The following is an 18041-nucleotide window of genomic DNA, read 5'->3' on the forward strand; positions in this document are numbered from 1 at the left end:
CACACCCACGCAACGGTGCGAACGCCAGGGCGGGGCGCTCCATTTCCCCGACGGATGGCTTTACCGAATCATTGCGTATTTCCGATCAACCGTTCGACGGCGAGGTCGGGCCCCACGGCGGCGGAGCGGCGTTGTCCACAGGCCGCCCGCCGTTCCCGTGCCGCCGCTTACTCTCGTACGCATGTCAACCCGCGCCGCGTCCCGCCCCGTGGGTACGGTGACGCGCGGGACCACCAATCCGAACCGGCTGCGCCGGATGGACCGCTGGATCGCCGCCGCCCACGGCGCCGAGCTGCGCCGCACGGCGGACCCCGTGGCCGTCGACCTGGGATACGGGGCAGCCCCCTGGACCGCCGTCGAGCTGCTGCACCGCCTGCGCACCGCCGCGCCCCGCACCCGGGTGGTCGGGGTGGAGATCGAGCCCGCCCGGGTCGCCGCCGCGCGGCCGTACGCCCGGGAGGGCCTGGCCTTCCGGCACGGCGGCTTCGAGGTGCCGGTGCCCGGCCGCCCCTGCCTCATCCGCGCCGCCAACGTCCTGCGGCAGTACGAGGAGGGGGAGGTCGCCGCCGTCTGGGAGCGGCTGTGCGCCCGCCTGTCCCCCGCCGACCCGGTGACGGGCTCCCGCGGCGGGCTGCTCGTCGAGGGCACATGCGACGAGATAGGCCGCCGCCATGTGTGGGTCGCCCTCGGCCCGGAGGGGCCGCGCACGGTCACCTTCGCCACCCGCCTCGGCTCCCTGGACCGCCCGTCCGATCTGGCCGAGCGGCTGCCGAAGGCACTGATCCACCGCAATGTCCCGGGCGAGCCCGTGCACGCCTTCCTGCGTGACTTCGACCGCGCCTGGGCTGCCGCCGCGCCCTTCGCGTCCTACGGCGCACGCCAGCGCTGGATACGCACGGTCCGCCGGCTGACGGCGGACTGGCCGGTGACCGACGGCCCGGCGCGCTGGCGCCAGGGCGAGGTCACGGTCGCCTGGCAAGCCCTGGCGCCACGCGCCTGAAACCCCTCCTGACCTGCGGGGAACGATCTTCCCGCGTTCTTCGTCACATTCGCGCGAGATGGCCGTACGAGGGTGAGTGAGGGGCAGGGAGATCACTGTGCCGGGGTGACCGTGGGGGCGGGGAGACCACTGTGCCGGGAGTGACCGAAGGGGCGGGAGACCGCCGTACGCGGGCGACCGGCAAGGCAGGAAAGACGGCCGTGCGAGAGCGGCCGAGGGGTAGGGAGATCGTCGTACCAGGTGCGGCAGGCGAGGGAGTTTTTTGTGGGGATAAGTCCCGCCTCTGTCGCTTTGGCCGCCGACATGGCACGATCCCCAGACGTCGCAAGTTACTGACGGTAAACCAGATTTGGGGGCGAAGTATGGGATCCGGGAAGCGGGCCCTGACCACGGCGGCCATCGCTCTGGTCTGCACGGTCACCGTGCTGGGCGCACCGGGCGCCGCGCATGCGAGCCCGGGCAGGCCGGCCCCGACACCCCCTCCGCCCGGCGGGACGGCCCCGGCGGCCGGCGGGTCGACCATCGCGGCCGGCACGGACCTCGAAGCGGTCCGCAAGAAGCTGGACAGGCTGTACCACGACGCCGCGGTCGCCACGGACGCGTACAACGCGGCCGAGGAGCAGACCAAGCAGCAGTCGGCGCGGATCGCCGATCTGGCCCGGGAGATCGTCAAGGGCCGGGAGAAGCTGGCCGAGTTGAAGGACCGGGCGGGTGCCGCCGCCCGCGCCCAGTACCGCGGCGGCGGGCTGCCGCCCGAGGTCCGGCTCTGGCTGAGCAACGACCCGCAGAAGTTCCTCGATGACGCGGGCACAGTCCGCCAGGGCGAACACGCGACCGAGGGACTGCTCGCCGAGATGACGCGCACCCAGGAGGACTTGAGGCAGTACGCGCGTGACGCCGCCGACCAGTGGAAGCGACTCGACGCCAACCGCAAGGCCAAGGCCGAGGCCAAGAAGAGGATCGAGAAGGAGATCGCCACCGCCGAGAAGCTCCGGTCCCGGCTGAGGAAGCAGGAGCAGGAGCGGCTGCGGAAGCTGGAGGAACAGGCCGCCAACCAGGCGCAGACCGCCTGGCTCGACACCGGCATACTCAAGGACCTCGGCAGCAAGGCCTCCGTGGAGGGCCGCACGGCGGTGCGGTTCGCGACCGACCAGCTCGGCAAACCCTACGTATGGGGCGCCGAGGGCCCCAAGTCCTACGACTGCTCGGGGCTGACGTCCCAGGCCTGGGCGGCGGCCGGCACCCCCATCCCGCGCACCTCGCAGGAGCAGTGGAAGCGGCTCAGGCACGTCGACATCAAGGACATGCGCCCCGGCGACCTCATCATCTACTTCCAGGACGCCAGCCATGTGGCGATGTACGTCGGCAACGGCGCGATCATCCACGCTCCGCGCCCGGGACGCACGGTGACGGTCGCGGGCGCGGGCTCGATGCCGATCCTGGGAGTGGTGCGCCCGGACGCGACCTGAGGGGCCGGCCCGTCCCACGTGACGGGTCCCACGTGACACGGAGCACGCCACCCTCCGCCCCAAACCCGCACCCGACGTGACTTTCGTCATCCCGGGCGCCGACACCCGTGTCCAACTGCGGTAGGGGATGCGGCATATGACGGCGGCCCGTTGCCCAGCGCCACGCCGCCGGGCATTCCGTTGCAGCCTCGGCTACCGCTATGGTCCCGGTCGGTGGGTCGAGGTCCCTCGCCCCGCCCGTGCCCTCGGGGGGAGGGAAGGAACCCAAGACGATGCCCGTACCCGTACCGCGGCAGAGAGCGATCCCGGCCGTGGAGAGTGGTCAGGCTCAAGCGGTGTCCCCGCCCGGGACCCAGACCGCACCGGGGCCGGCCACCCGCATCAAGGCCGTGCCCGACACGCTCACCCTGCTGGTGATCGAGGACGATCCGACCGGCGCGCCGATCGTGCCCGAGATGCTCGACTCGGCGGGCCGCCCCATACGGCTGCGCACCGCCCGCAACCTCACCGAGGCCGAGCGGCTGCTCACGGACGACGTCCACTGCATCCTGCTGGACCTCGCGCTGCCCGCTCCCGGCCGGGCCGCCCAGGAGGACGACGAGCTGGCCGTGCTGCGGCACGTCCTCCAGCTCGCGCCCCGCCATGCCGTTCTGGCCCTGACCGCGTCCGGTGACGCGGAGCGCGGCGCCGAGGCCGTGCGCGTCGGCGCCCAGGACTATCTGTTCCGCGACGAGCTCGACGGGCGCCTGCTGAGCCGCGCGATCCGCTACGCCGTCGAACGCAAGCGGTCCGACACGGCCGAGCGGCGGCTGACCGAGTCCAGGCTGCGGGCGCAGGAGAACGCCCGCCTGGAGCGCGGTCTGCTGCCCACGCCCCTGCTGGACGGCTCCTCGCTGCGCTTCGCGGCGCGCTACCGCCCCGGCCGCTCGCGCGCGCTGCTCGGCGGTGACTTCTACGACACGGTGCGTACGCCGGACGGCACGGTGCACGCGATGATCGGCGACGTCTGCGGGCACGGCCCGGACGAGGCCGCGCTCGGGGTGGAGCTGCGCATCGCCTGGCGTGCGCTGACGCTGGCGGGCCTGTGCGGCGACGAGCTGCTGTCCACGCTTCAGCAGGTCCTGGAGCACGAGCGGGACAACGACGAGATCTTCGCGACGCTGTGCACGGTGGACATCACGCCCGACGGCCGCCGCGCCGGGCTGTGCCTGGCCGGCCATCCGGCGCCGCTGATCGCGCGCCCGAGCCTGCCCCACGTTCCCGGCGGGACGCCGAGGGCCGAGCTGCTGCCGTACGACAACAACGGCCCCGCGCTCGGCCTGCTGCCGCACGCCCGCTGGCCGCGGATGCAGGTCGAGCTGGGCCCCGCCTGGAGCCTGATGCTCTACACGGACGGTCTCATCGAGGGGCGCGTCGGCGAGGACGGGGAGCGCCTCGGCCAGGACGGCATGGTGGAACTGGTCCGTCGCCGGCTGGCCGAGGGCCTGACCGGTGAGGCGCTGCTGCGCGCGACGGTCAGCGAGGTCCGCGATCTCAACGGCGGAGAGCTGACGGACGACGTGGCGGTCGTCCTGCTCGACCGCGTGCCGTAAGCGCCGTCATCCCGGGTGCGGGCGGGACGGGTCACCGCCCGCCGTTGTACGGGCCGTAGGGTCCGTCGCTGCTGCTTCCGCGGCGGCGACGGCCCCAGCCGCCGCCCGAGACCTGCCTGAGCGCGGGCCGCACGTCCACGAAGAACACGATCGTGGCGACCAGGCCGGCGAGCTGGAGGAAGAGCATCGGCACCAGCAGGTTCACGGCGACCGCGATACCGAGGATGATCAGCCAGAAGCCCTTGTTCTGCTTGTCGGCGGCGCGATACGCGTCGTCGCGGTACAGCGCGGCCATCGCCAGTGCCACCACGGCGAGCACCAGCATGGCGAGATAGAGCAGCGACAAGAAGCCGCCGAATGCCGTCATCAGCACAATGCCCACCACCCGGGTCGAGTCCTCTGTACGGCCACCGTACCCGTGTCCGGCCGCCGTGTATCCGTACAACGGGCCGGGCACCAGCGAAGTGCCCGGCCCGTCACCGGTGTCCCGCCGTACGCGGGGCCGGTCATACCGCGCTTACTTGGCCGGCGGGGTGGTCTTCTTCGCCACCGGCTTGCGGACCGGCGCCGTCTTCTTCGGCGCGGTCTTCTTGTCGTCGCCGGGCTCGGCCTTGGCCTCGGCCGGCTTCTGCTCGTCCTTGACCTCGACGGGCTCCGGCTTGCCCTCGACGGCGACGGCGAGGTCCTCGATCTCCTCGGCGGCCTCGCCGCGCCAGGTCTTCACGGCCTGCTCGCCGTGCTCGGCGACCTTCTCGTAGGTCTCGCGGGCCTTGACCGCGTACTCGGCGGCGACGCCGACCCCGCGCAGCGCGATGTCCTGGGCGGTCTCGCCGAGCTTCTTCAGATCGGCGTCGAGGGTGCTGCCGAACTTCTTGAGGTCCGAGTCGAGCGAGTTCAGGAACTCGCCGACCCGCGCCTGGATGGTCTCCTGCGTCACCCTCACCCGGGCGCCGGCCTCCTTGGCGCGGGCCGCGGCCCGCTCCTGGACCGCCTTCGGATCGGTGTTGCGCACCGCCTCGATGCGGGCAGGGGCCTCGGAGCGCAGCTGCTCGACCAGGCCGGGGACCTTCCTGGCCTGCTGGATGGCCAGGTCGGCGGTGCCGGCGGCGAAGTAAAGCGGGGTGGGGTCGCTGAGGGTCTTGCGCAGGTCGTCGGTGATGGCCATGGGAACGGTCCTCCCGGTTCGGCTTTCGACTGAGGGTTTTGGGTGGTCCGCCGGTCGCGTCCGGGTCGGCCCGGCCGGCCCGGTCATGCCGGCCGGCCCGGTCGGCGGGTGTCGCGCCGCGGACCGGCATCGCTGTCGTCGGCCGTGCGGGGGCCGGGGGTGTCGGTGTCCTGGGCGTCGTCCGTGTCCGGAGCCTTCGGGGCCACCCGGTCGTTCTCGTCCGCCGTGCCCGCCTGGGCGATCCCGACTCCGTTCTCCTTGCGGAAGGACTCGTAGATCTGGAGCAGCACCTGCTTCTGCCGCTCGGTGAGCGTGGGATCGGCGAGGATGACGGCGCGCGTCGCACCTTCCCGTCGGCACTCCTCCCTCTCCCGCTCGGCGTCGAGGATTCCGGCCCGCACGTACAGCGTCTCGGCGGAGATCCGCAGCGCCTTGGCGACCTGCTGCAGCACCTCCGCGCTCGGCTTGCGCAGCCCGCGCTCGATCTGGCTCAGATACGGATTGGACACCCCGGCGGCTTCGGCGAGCTGCCTGAGCGACAGCTGCGCGTTGCGCCGCTGTTCGCGCAGATACTCACCGAGGTTGCCGACGTTGAGCGATGCCATGTCTCCACTGTGCCCTACTCGCGCTAACAATTGCAAGCACACCGCTTGCAAGAGTGTGCCGCGCCGCGCGACGCGGCCCCGTGGGGCCCAGTGGGGCCACCGGACCACGTGAGGCCACCGGACGTGAGGCCACCCGGCCCCGTCGGCTCACCAGGGCAGTGGGCGGGTGTGGATCACATCGAGGCGGGAGACCGCACGGGTCAGTACGACGTAAAGGTGGTGCAGCCCGCGCGGCTCCGCTTCCGCGATCGCGGCGGGTTCCACGGTGACGACGTGGTCGTACTCCAGGCCCTTGGCCACGCCGGCCGCCAGGACCGTGACCCGTGCGCCCAGCCGGTCGGGGCCGGCGGTCGCCACACCCGCGGCCTCCAGTGCCTGCCGGACCCGGGCGACATCCGCCCCGGCCGAGATGACCCCGATGGACCCCTCGTGCGCGAGGGCGCCCCGCACCGCCTCGACGACCCCGGCCGTCAGCTCCGCCGCCCGGCTGACCCGCAACTCGCCGTCCCGGCGCAGGGACCGCGCCGCCGGCACCCGTACGTCCAGCCGCTCCAGCAGCCGGTTGGCCAGCCCCACGACCGCCGCCGGCACCCGGAATCCCGTCGTCAGCGGGACCACGGCGGTCTCGGGCCGGCCCAGATGAGCAAGGAGTCCGGGCCACTCGCGCGCGGCCCACGGGGTCGTCCCCTGGGCGAGGTCCCCGAGCACCGTCAGCGATCCGAAGACGACCCTCCGGGCGATCGCCCGGCACTCCATCGGCGACAGGTCCTGCGCCTCGTCGACGACCACATGCCCGTACCCCTCCGGGTGCTCGATGAGTCCCGCGACCTCGTCCAGAAGGACGAGGTCGGCGGCCGACCAGCGCGCCGAGCGGTGGGAGCGCGGCCGAGCCTAGGCGCTGCCGCGCGGGGCGGGAGCGCGGGGGACGTCCGGGGCACCGGGAACGCCCGGCCGGCGTGGGTCAGATCTCCGCCGTCATCGGCGCCGCCCGGTGACCCCCGTGCGGCAACGCGCGGACGAGGTAGGGATTGAGCGTGGACCTGTCCGGCAGGCCCAGCGCGGCCGTGGCCTCCACCAGCGTCATCGCGTAGGTGTCCACCGCCCGGCGTACGTTCGGGGCCTCCAGGCTGTCGCCCGTCACCAGGCGGTCGAGGTCCACATACGCGGAGCGGATGATCTCGATCCACCGGTACACCCGCCAGTCCTCCTGCCAGCCCTTGGTGCAGTCGTCCGGCAGCCGCAGCGACCAGCGCTTCAGCAGCCGCCGGCGGATGTCCGGGCGGGTGGGCGTCAGATGCATATGGCGTACCAGGTCGTACAGCGGATCCCCGATCATGGCCATCTCCCAGTCGATGAGCGTGAGACCGCCGTCCGCGCGGCGTACGAGGTTCCACGGGTTGAGGTCGCCGTGCAGAAGCACCGACCGGCGCGGGGCGAGGATGTGGCGGGTGAGGATCTCGTCCAGCCGGACGCTGTCCGGGAGTCCCAGTTCCCGGGCCAGGTCCCTGGTGCCCTTGGGCAGCTCGCCGACCATGTGGACCAGCTCGGCCCGCAGCCAGGAGTAGAAGTCCACGTCCCTGAATATGGGGTCGACCCGCTCGCAGGACACGGCCGTCAGTTCGGCGAGCTGGTCGACGAGGTCGTCGGCCTCGTGCGGCAGCAGTCCGTACTCGGGGTGGGCGGGCGGCCGGATCCCGCCCGCCGGGCCCTCGTAGGTGTGGATGGTGAACGGCTCGCACAGTCCGCTGGTGCCCAGCGCCAGCACCCGCGGCGCGCACACCCGTACGCCGGTCTGTTCGATCGCGCCCAGCACCACGTGCTCGTTGAGAAAGCGCCGCTCGCGGGGGCTCGACGATCCCGCCTTCCGGCGCACCATGACCGGGAAGCCGACCCCCGCCACCCGCACGGCCGTGTTGAGGTGGGCCGTGCCCTTGAACACCCGGTCCGCCGACGCGGCCCCTTCCTCGAACAGCGCGCGGCCGACCGCCCAGAGGGGGAAGTCCGGACGGACGGGAACCCGTCGGTCGCGCTCCCAGACGATCTGGAACCTGGTGCGCTCCCGGCTGGGCCGGACCCCGTGGGACTCGTTCCACCGGAAGAGGATGCGTTCGATCTCCCGTTCGTCCGGCAGGTTCTTCAGGCACAGGGGCTCCTCCGCCGCCACCAGCGCCCGGTGCACCGCCTGCGTGGCGGCGTCCAGGTCCCGCTGGTCGAAGGAGTCGCCGAGCGAGTCGGCCGCGCGCATCACGTCCGGATACACGGACTGGGCGCGTTCGAAGGCCAGATAGTGCTTCAGGTCCCGGTCGAGTCCGTGGACGGCCTTGCTGCGCCGCTCCCCCATGACGGTGCGCCAGACTTCCACGACCTGGTCCCACTGATGGCTCGGGTACCGCATGCGCACGAGGTGGTTGGCGAGGTCGTGGAGGGGGTCGCCGTAGGTCGCCAGCTCCCAGTCGACGCAGATCAGCGGCGGATCACCGTGGAAGGACACGATGACGTTGTCCCGGTGCAGATCGGTGTGCAGGAGGCTGAAGGGGCGGTTGATGAGGGCGGGCACCCGTTCCGCGAAGCGGACCATGGCGTCATCGGGAATGCCCAGCATCGCGAACAGACCGCCGAACCGGGCCCGGTTGCGCGCTCTGATCTGCTCCTCCGCCGCCAGGGCGAGGGCCCGCAGAAAGGCCCTGCCGTCCCGGCCGGACCGAGGCCAGGACACGGGCAGCGGCGGCAGATGCCGTCGTCGCACCTGGGTCATGTCCGCGAGCAGGCCCGCCAGGGCGGTGATGACGCCGGGGTCCAGCGGTGTGCCGTCGGGGCAGATGCTCGAGAGGGGGACGCCCTCGACATAGCTGAGGACGACGAGGTCCCGGTGCTCGGCCAGGCAGCGCGGAACGTGCGGCAGAACGCCCCGGATCCTGTCGAGGATCTCCGACTCGTTCTGCCAGGTCCTGATGACCACGGGCAGCGCGGTCGGGATCCGCTGCCGCACCGTGACCGCCGCCCCGTCGTCGGCCGCCACCAGAGCGGAGTCCCGCTCGGTCAGCGGCCTCACCATGTAGTTCAGGTGGTGATGGCCGCGGTCGAAGGAGCCGAGCGCCCGCGCGTAGCGCAGAAAACTTCCGTACGCGTCCTCCGCCGACCGCTGTGGAGCGGGGTGGTCAGGCACTGACGGACCGCCCAACGGTGACTCCTGCATGACTGTGCGACGCTCTCGATGTTCATGCGCCGCGAACGAGGTGGGCACACCTTAGGGCATCGGGACCGCCCCCGAGGGGCGGACCCGGCACTCCCGGCGGGATCCGAGCACCCGCGGCACCCGGAAGGCCCACGCCCCGCGCGGGCCCGGAAGGGCCGGCGCGCAGGTCGGGTCTCCTAAGCCCAGAGCGTCCAGCGGGAGTCGAAATCAGCCTGTGCCGTATCAAAGGTCGCTAGGAGAGCGTCAGGTCCGTGGTGATGGTTTCCCAGAGGGCGTCGAACCACTTCTGGGACTGCTCCACGAACGCGGCGTCCCGGGTGCCCGTGCGGCGTTCGAAGGAGAAGAGGAGCGACGTGGCGCCCAGGGTGTCGTACATCTCCAGGGTCCGGCTCTCCACCTCCTCCTGCCGCTTGGTGAGCATGTAGTACGCGATCAGGGCCTCGGTCCCGTTGAGGAGGTAGAGCTTCACCGGCGGGGTGAAGGGCAGCGCGCGGAAGGTCACCCGGACGTCGATGTTGTGCGACGTGCGCAGGGTCTGGAGATTGTGGCGCAGGACGTGCCCCTGGGCGTTGCGCTGCTCGAGCCAGCGCCGGTGGACCGGATCCTCGTCTCCGGGGTTCGTGACGGAGACCGGGAACGCGAGGTTGATCTCCCGGGAGGGCAGAAGGATCCGCACATCGATCGACCGGGGGCGCAGACGGCCCTCGTGGATCTGCCGGACCGGCTCGCCGAGGGCCAGCATCAGCGTCTCCGCGGTCAGGCAGGCCGCGTCGATACGGACATGCGGGGCCGCGAACGCCTCCGTGAGCCTCGGCGCCAGTGCGACCATCGTCGGCTGCGGCTCGTCCCCGGCCGGCGGGGGCTCGGCGACCCGGGGCGGGCTGCCCTTGCTGACGTTGCTGAGCAGGCCGTCCTCATGCAGGGCACGCAGGGCCTGGCGGACCGCGCCTCGCTCCACCCCGAACTCCCCGGCCAGTTCGGCCTGGGTGGGCAACCGGTCGCCGGCCTTCAGATCGCCGGCGCGGATGCGGGCGCGCAGCGCGTCGGCGATCTCCTGGGGCGAGGACCTTCTGCTGCCGTTCACTGCGACGTTCTCCTGGGTCACGACCAAACGCTACAACCTCTGTCCATCTATGGGGAGTTGTTTAGAACCTGTTTATTACCGACGACCAACTGGGAATAACTCCCAGGGAGTTGGCAGCCAACTTGGCAGAGTTGGCGGAAGGTTTGCTTCCTCTCGCGCACCACCCGTAGGTCCTCACCCCCGCAGACGGCTGATTCCTCGTGCCCGAACGCCACGGGGACCGCGCCGGTCCGCCCCCTCGGAAAGAGGTGCCGCCATGCCCGCCTCAGCCCTTCTCTCCGCCGTCCTCGCCGCCGGCTTCGAACAGTTCGTCCAATGGCGCTACGGCCCGACGGGCATCGTCGGGCTGCTGCTGCTCACCGTGGGAATCAAGACGAAGAGCCACCTGTGCAGCTCCCTCGGAGCGTTCATCCTCGCCGTGCTGTTCACCCAGCCGGCCCTGTGAGGCGCCCTGCCCCGCACAGCACCGGGCTCACCCCGCACCAGCGGTCGTGCCCGGACTCACCTCCGCAGGATCCACAGCACCGCCTCCAGCGAGCGCACGACCACCTCGGCGCCCGCCTCGCGCAGGATCTTCTCCTTGTCCTCGTTGTGGGCGTAGCCGAGGAACGGCACCCCGGCCCGCCGGGCCGCATGGAGGTCGGACGGGGCGTCACCGATCATCACGGTGTTCCCGGAGGCCGCCCCCATCGCCCGCCGGGCCCGGTTCAGGGGGTACGGGTCCGGCTTCATCCGGTGGAGTTCGTGCGTACGGCCGTAGATGTGCGGGGCGAAGCAGCCGGCGAGTCCCCGCCCGGCCAGATACAGGGAGACCGTACGGGCCGAGTTGTTGGTGGTGATCGCGAGCCGTGCGCCGCGCGCGGTCCAGGTACGGATGAGGGGATCGGCGTACGGAGTGGGCATCGCGCTGGGGACGGCCCTCAGCTCGTGCTGGGTGAGCACCTCCTCCAGCTCGGCGACAAGATCGCTCCCCGGGTGCCGGCGGTGGACCGTGCGCAGCACCGCCTGGGGGTCGGGCTGCTCGCGCTGCTCCTCGGCCGCCGGCAGGCGCAGCCCCTGCCCGTGCAGCCACTCCCTCATCGCCCGTGCGACCTCCGCCGCCGGGTGGCGCGCGAACAGACGGCAGATCGGGCCGTCGAAGTCAAAGAGCACGAAGCGTGCGTCCTCGACCAGTTCACGCAGTTTCTCGGTCTCCGCTGTCACCGACATGGTCCGCGTCGTATCAGAGGTCACTAGGAAAGTGTCAGGTCCGTGGTGATGGTTTCCCAGAGGGCGTCGAACCACAGATGCGACTGTTCCACGAACGTGGTGTCCCGCAGGGTCGCGCCCTGCGCGAAGCGGAACAGCATCGACCGCGTGCCCTCGGCGTCGTACACGTCCAGATGTTCCTGGTCGAACTCCTCGCCGCGGCGCGTCAGCGTGTAGTAGGCGAACAGCGCCTCCGACCCGTTGAGCAGATAGAGCTTCACGGGCGGGGTGAAGGGCAGTGCTCGGAAGGAGACACGCACGTCGATGCCGTGCGTGCTCCGCAGCGTCAGCAGATTGTGCCGCAGGACGTGGCCCTGCGCGTTGCGCTGTGCCAGCCAGCGCCGGTGCAGCCGGTCGTCGTCCGGGCCCTCCACCGGGGTGGGGAACGCCAGGTCGATCCGGCCGCTCGGCAGCAGGACGCGCACATCGACTCTGGCCGGTTTTATGCGTCCCGCGTGAATCTCGCGCAACGGCTCGCTCAGCGCCAGCGTCAGCGATACCGCGGTCAGGCACAGGGCGTCGATCACCACGTGCGGTGCGGCGAACGCGGCGGACACCCGCTGGGCGAGCGCCACCGTCGTGGGCCTGGGCGGGGCCTCGGGCCCGGCCGGTGCCCCGCCCGCGTGCCGCGCCACGGTCGCCGGGCTTCCCTTGGAGACATCGGTGAGCAGATGCTCGGACTGGAGGATGCGCAGCGCCTGGCGTACGGCACCCCGCTCCACGCCGAACTCGTCCGCCAGCTTGGCCTGGGTGGGCATGCGCTGCCCCGGCCGCAGCACCCCGGACCTGATCCGGCTGCGCAGTTCGTCGGCCACGTCGTGGTGGGACTTCTGTGGCCGTTGTGACCTCGTCCGCCCATGGGCGGCAGCCTGTTCCGCCTCCACGGCCCAACGCTACAACTTCGCGCCATCTTTGGGCAGTTCACCGGAAGGTGGTTATGAGACGACTCCAGGCGGAGATAAGTCAGTTGAAGTTGGTCGCCAACTTCGATGGAAGTTGAGCAAGTTTGAGCGTTCTTATGCGACGTGGTCAGATTTTGGAAAGGTTGGTCATCGTGACCTCATGACGTCGCCCGCCCAGGCCGGCTGACCGGGGGTTCAGGCTCCGGCAGTCCGGCCGACCGGGCTCCCTTCCGGAGGGGAGCCGGGAGCCCGGCCGGCCCGCACCACGAGAACCGTCCTCACCACAACTGAACAGCTACGGATGCACAGCACGGCAGCCACGATCCGCACGGAAGGAGCATCCTCCGCGAGCGAGCCTGAGACGGCTCAGAAGATGTCCGGGCACCACGGCCGCCTGGACGTACGCAGCAGGGCGTCGGCCACGGAGGCGGCGCCCTGCCGCTGTTCGCTCAGTCTCCCGAGCGCCGCGAGCCGCACCGCGGACTCGTCACCCAGCCACAAGGTGGCCAACTCCCCCACCGGCAGAGTCAGCTGGGGCTCCTCGTCGGTCGGCGTGCACTGCGCGCCGTCCGGCCCGGCCTCCAACCGGTAGCGGCCCGCGGCCGGCCCCGCCTTGTCCACGACCTCCAGGACGAGCGTGCCCGCGGTGTCGTACGTCCGTGCCTCCAGGGCCCGTACGACGTCCAGGATCCGCACCCACAGCCAGTCGGAGTGGGTGACGAGACGGGCCGCACGGGGATCGGGCAGGAGATGGGGCAGCAGGTCGTCCGGGGCGCGGTGGCCCGACCGTACCGTCGTGACCCAGTCGATCGAGCAGAGGTAGTGCCACAGGGCGCGCTCGGCGGCCGGTTCCGTGGCGATCAGGCCCTTGACGGTGACCTCGCCACCGGGCTTCTTGTCGTCGCCCCAGCGGTTCTCGCACACATAGGTGACCAGGCCCGCCACCGCGCCGGAGGGCCCGCGGTACACGGCGTGGAACGGCTCGGTCCAGGGCCGGGCGTCCATCCGGATCGCGCCCGTGGCGACCTGCCACCAGCGCTCGGAGCGGTCGATGGCGCCGGCCTGGCCGCCGCGGAGGCGTTCGTGCAGCGCGGGACCCAGCTCCCGCACCGTGGCACCGTCGACGAGGTCGATGCGGCCGCCGTCGTCCGGCACCGGGCGGTGGCGGTCGAGGCCGGTGCGGTGGACCTCGACAGCCCACTGGGCGGTGTGGGTGGCCGGACCGAAGCCGAAGCGGCCGTAGATCGGGTACTCGGCGGCGATGAGCGTGGCGACGACGTCACCGCGCTCCTTCGCGGCGGCGAGGTCGAGGGCCATCATCCGGCTCAGGAGGCCACGGCGGCGGTGGGTGGCCGTGACGGAGACGTTGGTGATCGCGTCCGCCGGGACCCGGGCGCCGCCGACCGCGGTCAGCTCCTGGGGAAAGGAGCGGAAGGTGGCCACGACGGGGGGCTCCGCGCCCGGGGAGCGCGGGGCGCCGTGGTCGAAGGCACCGAGGGTGCGCGACGGGATGAGGTGCGTGGCCAGGTCAGCGACGTCGTGGTCGGAGAGCCCCGGGGGACGAAGGAAGCCGGCGGTCAGGGCGCGGCTCCACTCCTTGGTCTCGGGCTCGGTGATGGCGCGTACGTCGATGTCCTCAGGGCGACTCATGCGGACACGCTAGGGGGCGGCGGCCCGGGTGTCGTCCGAATATGCGGTGGTCCGGGGGGCGACGGCCGGGTAAGAGCGACGGCCGGGTAGGAGCTACGGCCGGGGCCCGGCCCGCAGCCGGAAGACAACAGCCGGCCCAGACGTCCGGCCGGCGGCTGGTGCCCCGGCAGGCAACGTCCGCCCCGTCGCCTGCCGGGGCACTAGAAGGCAGCGTGTATCCCGCCGACCTCCCGGCCCCCGCCCAGCAGCGGGGCCCGGCCGATGCGGGTCACCACCGGGGCCTCGACGCCCATCAGGGTCAGGGCGCGGGCGAGGATCGGGCCCAGAGTCCGGGTGCCGCCGTCGTCCACCTTGAAGGCGAGGGCCCGGCCGTCGGGCAGGGCCATCGCCTGGACCGCCTCCGCGCCCATCTTCGACAGGGCGCCGGGGATCTCGCGCATCAGCCAGGTGTCGGGCCTGCGGGTGCCGGCCACGTACTCCGGGTGCGCCCGCATCGCGTCCGCCACCCGGCGCTCCGCCGTGCCCGGTGCCGCGAGGACGAAGAAGCGGAAGGCACGGGCCAGGCCGACCAGGCTGATCGCCATGAGCGGGGCCCCACAGCCGTCCGTACCGACCGCCGCCACCTGCTCGCCGGCCGCCTCCTCCACCACCGAGTGGATCAGCTGCTGCAACGGGTGCGCGAGGTCGAGATAGGAGTCCAGCGGCCAGCCCCGCAGCGCGCACGCGGCCAGCATCGCCGTGTGCTTGCCGGAGCAGTTCATGGTGATCCGCTCCCGCACGGCGCCCGACGCCAGATACGCTTCCGCCTCCGCCGGGTCCAGCGGCAGGTCGGGCGGGCACTGGAGCCGCTCGTCGGTCAGGTCGTGCTCCGCCAGCATCCGCCGCACCAGGTCCCGGTGGAACGCCTCGCCCGAGTGGCTCGCGGCGGCGATCGCCAGCCGCTCCCCGGTCAGCTCCAGGCCCGCACGCAGCACCGCGGCCGCCTGCATCGGCTTGTTGGACGACCGGGGGAAGACCGGTGCGGTCACGTCCCCGAGCGCGAACTCCACGGAACCGTCCGCGGCCAGCAGCACCAGGCTCCCGCGGTGCCGCCCCTCGACGAACCCGGAGCGCACCACCTCGGCGAGCACCGGGGGCACGGGAGCCGGAGCGGACACGGTGGGCTGGGCGGACACGGTGGGCTGGGCGGACGTCGACATGGGCGGTGGCCTCCGGGACGGGGACCCGCCCGGCGACGCCCGGCCAGGAGGTTCTCCGGCCCGGGCGAGCCCTCCGTGCACACTCGGGGCCCCGGGTTCACCAGGGCCCTCGCGTCACATGAGCAGGTCGTCTACTTGCGCTTCCCCTTCACGGTACCTGCGCGCGATTTCGGCACTGCAGTCATCCGCCGTGCGCTGCAGGTGCTGCCGCCGCCGGGAGACCTGCCGCTCGTAGCCCACGAGCCGGATCATCCCCGCGCCCAACTCCTCGTCCGTGCGCGCCTGGAGGTCCGACAGCTCGACCTCGCCGAGCATCCGGGACGCCAGCCGCCGGTACTCCTCCCCGTGCGGTGTGCCGAGCGTCACATGGCGGGCGGAGGAACGCTGGCGGGCGGGCGCGTCCCTCAGGATCTCCGCGAGCCGCTCCATGACACCCTCGGGGGCCGCCCGGCCGCCGCGCCGGGCCAGCTCCGCCCGCAGGATGTCGATACGGCCCTGGAGCAGCCGTCGTACGTAGCTGAGATCGGCCTCGTCCCGCTGGGCGTCACGGCGCAGCGCGCGCAACTCGCTCAGCCGCAGCGTGGACAGGTCAGGCCCGGGCGGATCGGCGGCCAGGAGGCTGTCCGTGCGCTGCACGGGCGGCCGGTGCTGTCCCAGGACTCCCGACAGGGCGGGCGCCGCAATCCCGGGCGGTTGCCCGGTACTCGATGTGCTCATGTACCTCTACCGTCCCCTCGACCGGCGCGGCACCCCCCACGGATGGGCCGCGACACACGCATCGTGCCACCCCGTGCGGCCGCCGCGTGACCGAGTGCCACCGATCTGCCCCGGATGGAGGCGTTAAGGGGTAATAAGAATGCCCTCATAAGAGATCACCGGTCGGTTTTCACCGACCGGTCCCGGAACGCTCTCCGGGGTGCCCGCCAGGCCCTTCGCGCCGCACGGCATCATGGGCCCCATGCGTGCGGTGGTGCAGAGAGTGGACGGCGCGAGCGTCGTCGTGGACGGCGAGACGGTCGGCGAGATCGACGGCGAGGGGCTGTGCGTGCTCGTCGGGGTCACCCACGAGGACACCAAGGAGAAGGCGGCCCAGCTCGCCCGCAAGCTGTGGTCGATCCGCATGCTGCACGACGAGAAGTCCTGCTCCGACATCGATGCGCCGCTGCTGGTGATCAGCCAGTTCACGCTCTACGGCGACGCCCGCAAGGGCCGCCGCCCCACCTGGAACGCGGCCGCCCCGGGCGATGTCGCCGAACCCCTCGTCGAGGAGGTGGTCGCCCGGTTGCGTGCGCTGGGCGCGACGGTGGCGACGGGCCGGTTCGGCGCGCGGATGCGCGTGTCGCTGACGAACGACGGCCCGTTCACCGTGCTCCTGGAGATCTGAGGCCCCAGGCGCGTACAAGCCCTACGGCTCTACGACGACCTCCTGCGCCGCCGCCGTCGAGTCCGCCACGAGGCGGGCGTCGACCGGGATGTTCCGCTTGACCAGGGCGAGGGCGATGGGGCCCAGTTCGTGGTGGCGTACCGACGTCGTCACGAACCCGATCTTGCGGCCCTCCGGGCCTTCGTCCGCGAGCCGCAGCTCGGTGCCGGGCGGCGGCAGATGCACCTCGCTGCCGTCGAGGTGCAGAAAGACCAGGCGGCGCGGTGGCTTGCCCAGATTCTGGACGCGCGCGACCGTCTCCTGACCGCGGTAGCAGCCCTTCTGGAGGTGCACGGCCGTCCCGATCCAGCCCAGCTCGTGCGGGATGGTGCGGTGGTCGGTCTCGAAGCCGAGGCGGGGCCGGTGCTGCTCCACGCGCAGCGCCTCGTACGCCAGCAGGCCGGCCGCGGGGCCGTTCACCTCGGCGTAGGACTCCAGGTCGCCGCGCGGCAGGAAGAGATCGCGGCCGTACGGCGTCTCGCGGACCAGTACGCCCTCGGGGGCCTCCGCGATCGAACCGGCGGGCAGGTGCACGACCGCGAAGTCGTCCGTGCGGTCGGCGACTTCGACGCGGTAGAAGAACTTCATCGACTCCAGGTATGCGATCAGCGCGTCCTGGGTGCCGGGCTCCACATGGGCCCAGACCGTCTCGCCGTCGTCGACCAGGTACAGCGCGTGCTCGATGTGCCCGTGCGCGGACAGGATGAGGGCCTCGGTGGCCTGGTGCGGAGGCAGTTCGCTGACGTGCTGGGTGAGCAGCAGATGCAGCCAGCTCAGCCGGTCCTCGCCACTGACGGTGAGGACACCGCGGTGCGAGAGGTCCACGAATCCGGAGCCGTCGGCAAGGGCACGCTGCTCGCGGAACAGGTCGCCGTAGTGGGCGGCGACGCCTTCGTCCACGCCCTCGGCGGGGACAGCGCCGGGCAGGGACAGCAGGGGACTCTTCATGGAGCCAAGCCTACGACGTGGTATTTGAACTCTTCAGAGAACAGTCCTCGCACCGGCCGAAGATCGCGAAATGCTTCATGTCCGTGTCGAAACCGAACGTCTCACGCAGCTTCGCGGTGAAATCGGCGGCGATGTCGAGATCGGCCTCGATCACGTTCGTGCAGTCGCGGCAGACCAGGTGGATGTGGTGGTGCCGGTCCGCGAGGTGGTACGTCGGCGCGCCGTGCCCCAGGTGGGCGTGGCTGACCAGCCCCAGCTCCTCCAGAAGCTCCAGCGTGCGGTACACGGTGGAAATGTTGACCCCCGACGCGGTCTTCCTCACTTCCACGAGGATGTCGTCGGGGGTCGCGTGCTCCAGGGTGTCCACGGCTTCGAGCACGAGTTGCCGCTGCGGGGTCAGCCGGTAGCCGCGCTGCCGCAGATCGCTCTTCCAGTCGGTGCTCACCACAGCACCCAGTGTAGGACCGGCGTCCCGTATCACGGGCCGCCGAACGGGACTCGCCGCCCTCGGACACGACGCCGGGACGGCGTGCAGCCGACCGGAGGGGAATACCGGCGGG

The 18041-nt window shown here is 71.8% G+C and carries 17 protein-coding genes and 1 pseudogene; 5 read left to right on the forward strand and 13 right to left on the reverse strand.

Features of this window, described 5'->3' with window-relative positions; all coding sequences use genetic code 11:
* Window positions 1-181 precede the first annotated feature (181 nt).
* The 3 genes from ACIP94_RS33565 (at window position 182) to ACIP94_RS33575 (ending at window position 4061) form a co-directional block, all read left to right on the forward strand.
* The gene (locus ACIP94_RS33565) at window positions 182-1000 is read left to right on the forward strand and encodes a class I SAM-dependent methyltransferase (RefSeq protein ID WP_402434255.1); all 819 of its coding nucleotides are present in this window, start codon (window positions 182-184) and stop codon (window positions 998-1000) included.
* 362 nt (window positions 1001-1362) lie between these two features.
* Window positions 1363-2469 (forward strand): NlpC/P60 family protein, encoded by a 1107-nt coding sequence (locus ACIP94_RS33570; protein ID WP_402434258.1) that lies wholly within the window; start codon window positions 1363-1365, stop codon window positions 2467-2469.
* Window positions 2470-2741: 272 nt separating this feature from the next.
* On the forward strand, window positions 2742-4061 hold the full coding sequence (locus tag ACIP94_RS33575; RefSeq protein WP_402434261.1) for a PP2C family protein-serine/threonine phosphatase: 1320 nt from the start codon (window positions 2742-2744) through the stop codon (window positions 4059-4061).
* A 31-nt stretch (window positions 4062-4092) separates the two neighbouring features.
* On the opposite strand, the gene ACIP94_RS33580 is transcribed toward ACIP94_RS33575, so the two are convergent.
* The 6 genes and pseudogenes from ACIP94_RS33580 to ACIP94_RS33605 all read right to left on the reverse strand — a co-directional run bounded on the left by ACIP94_RS33580 (window position 4093) and on the right by ACIP94_RS33605 (window position 10138).
* Window positions 4093-4428, reverse strand: coding sequence for a DUF2516 family protein (locus ACIP94_RS33580; RefSeq protein ID WP_267971890.1), 336 nt, complete (start codon window positions 4426-4428; stop codon window positions 4093-4095).
* Window positions 4429-4578: 150 nt separating this feature from the next.
* Window positions 4579-5226: a hypothetical protein gene (locus tag ACIP94_RS33585; RefSeq protein ID WP_402434264.1), complete on the reverse strand. Its 648-nt coding sequence runs from the start codon at window positions 5224-5226 to the stop codon at window positions 4579-4581.
* Window positions 5227-5309: 83 nt separating this feature from the next.
* Window positions 5310-5831, reverse strand: a complete 522-nt coding sequence (locus ACIP94_RS33590; protein WP_402434267.1) for a helix-turn-helix domain-containing protein — start codon at window positions 5829-5831, stop codon at window positions 5310-5312.
* Window positions 5832-5978: 147 nt separating this feature from the next.
* Window positions 5979-6716 (reverse strand): annotated as a pseudogene (locus tag ACIP94_RS33595) (AAA family ATPase); the annotation flags it as partial.
* A 76-nt stretch (window positions 6717-6792) separates the two neighbouring features.
* Window positions 6793-8886 (reverse strand): phosphotransferase family protein, encoded by a 2094-nt coding sequence (locus ACIP94_RS33600; protein ID WP_402434427.1) that lies wholly within the window; start codon window positions 8884-8886, stop codon window positions 6793-6795.
* Between the two features lie 373 nt (window positions 8887-9259).
* On the reverse strand, window positions 9260-10138 hold the full coding sequence (locus ACIP94_RS33605; protein WP_402434270.1) for a GntR family transcriptional regulator: 879 nt from the start codon (window positions 10136-10138) through the stop codon (window positions 9260-9262).
* Between the two features lie 229 nt (window positions 10139-10367).
* Between ACIP94_RS33605 and ACIP94_RS33610 the strand changes: the two genes are divergently transcribed.
* Complete coding sequence (locus tag ACIP94_RS33610) at window positions 10368-10556, forward strand: hypothetical protein (protein ID WP_402434273.1); 189 nt, start codon at window positions 10368-10370, stop codon at window positions 10554-10556.
* A gap of 56 nt (window positions 10557-10612) precedes the next feature.
* On the opposite strand, the gene ACIP94_RS33615 is transcribed toward ACIP94_RS33610, so the two are convergent.
* The 5 genes from ACIP94_RS33615 to ACIP94_RS33635 form a co-directional block, all read right to left on the reverse strand.
* A complete protein-coding gene (locus tag ACIP94_RS33615) occupies window positions 10613-11320 on the reverse strand; it encodes an HAD family hydrolase (RefSeq protein WP_402434275.1) in 708 nt (235 codons plus the stop codon).
* A gap of 23 nt (window positions 11321-11343) precedes the next feature.
* Window positions 11344-12243: a winged helix-turn-helix domain-containing protein gene (locus tag ACIP94_RS33620; protein ID WP_402434278.1), complete on the reverse strand. Its 900-nt coding sequence runs from the start codon at window positions 12241-12243 to the stop codon at window positions 11344-11346.
* A gap of 384 nt (window positions 12244-12627) precedes the next feature.
* Window positions 12628-13911: a GNAT family N-acetyltransferase gene (locus tag ACIP94_RS33625; protein WP_402434281.1), complete on the reverse strand. Its 1284-nt coding sequence runs from the start codon at window positions 13909-13911 to the stop codon at window positions 12628-12630.
* A 200-nt stretch (window positions 13912-14111) separates the two neighbouring features.
* Window positions 14112-15110 (reverse strand): asparaginase, encoded by a 999-nt coding sequence (locus tag ACIP94_RS33630; protein WP_402434284.1) that lies wholly within the window; start codon window positions 15108-15110, stop codon window positions 14112-14114.
* Between the two features lie 114 nt (window positions 15111-15224).
* The gene (locus ACIP94_RS33635) at window positions 15225-15827 is read right to left on the reverse strand and encodes an AmfC protein (protein WP_402434287.1); all 603 of its coding nucleotides are present in this window, start codon (window positions 15825-15827) and stop codon (window positions 15225-15227) included.
* A gap of 241 nt (window positions 15828-16068) precedes the next feature.
* On the opposite strand from ACIP94_RS33635, the gene dtd reads away from it, so the two are divergent.
* Window positions 16069-16494: a D-aminoacyl-tRNA deacylase gene (gene dtd, locus ACIP94_RS33640; protein WP_402434430.1), complete on the forward strand. Its 426-nt coding sequence runs from the start codon at window positions 16069-16071 to the stop codon at window positions 16492-16494.
* A 21-nt stretch (window positions 16495-16515) separates the two neighbouring features.
* Here the strand turns inward: dtd and ACIP94_RS33645 are convergent, their stop codons facing one another.
* Window positions 16516-17481, reverse strand: coding sequence for a YgfZ/GcvT domain-containing protein (locus ACIP94_RS33645; protein ID WP_402434289.1), 966 nt, complete (start codon window positions 17479-17481; stop codon window positions 16516-16518).
* A gap of 10 nt (window positions 17482-17491) precedes the next feature.
* Window positions 17492-17929, reverse strand: a complete 438-nt coding sequence (locus ACIP94_RS33650) for a Fur family transcriptional regulator (RefSeq protein WP_402434292.1) — start codon at window positions 17927-17929, stop codon at window positions 17492-17494.
* Between the last annotated feature and the right edge of the window lie 112 nt (window positions 17930-18041).

Source organism: Streptomyces sp. NPDC093261, from assembly GCF_044753645.1.
Lineage (GTDB): Bacteria > Actinomycetota > Actinomycetes > Streptomycetales > Streptomycetaceae > Streptomyces.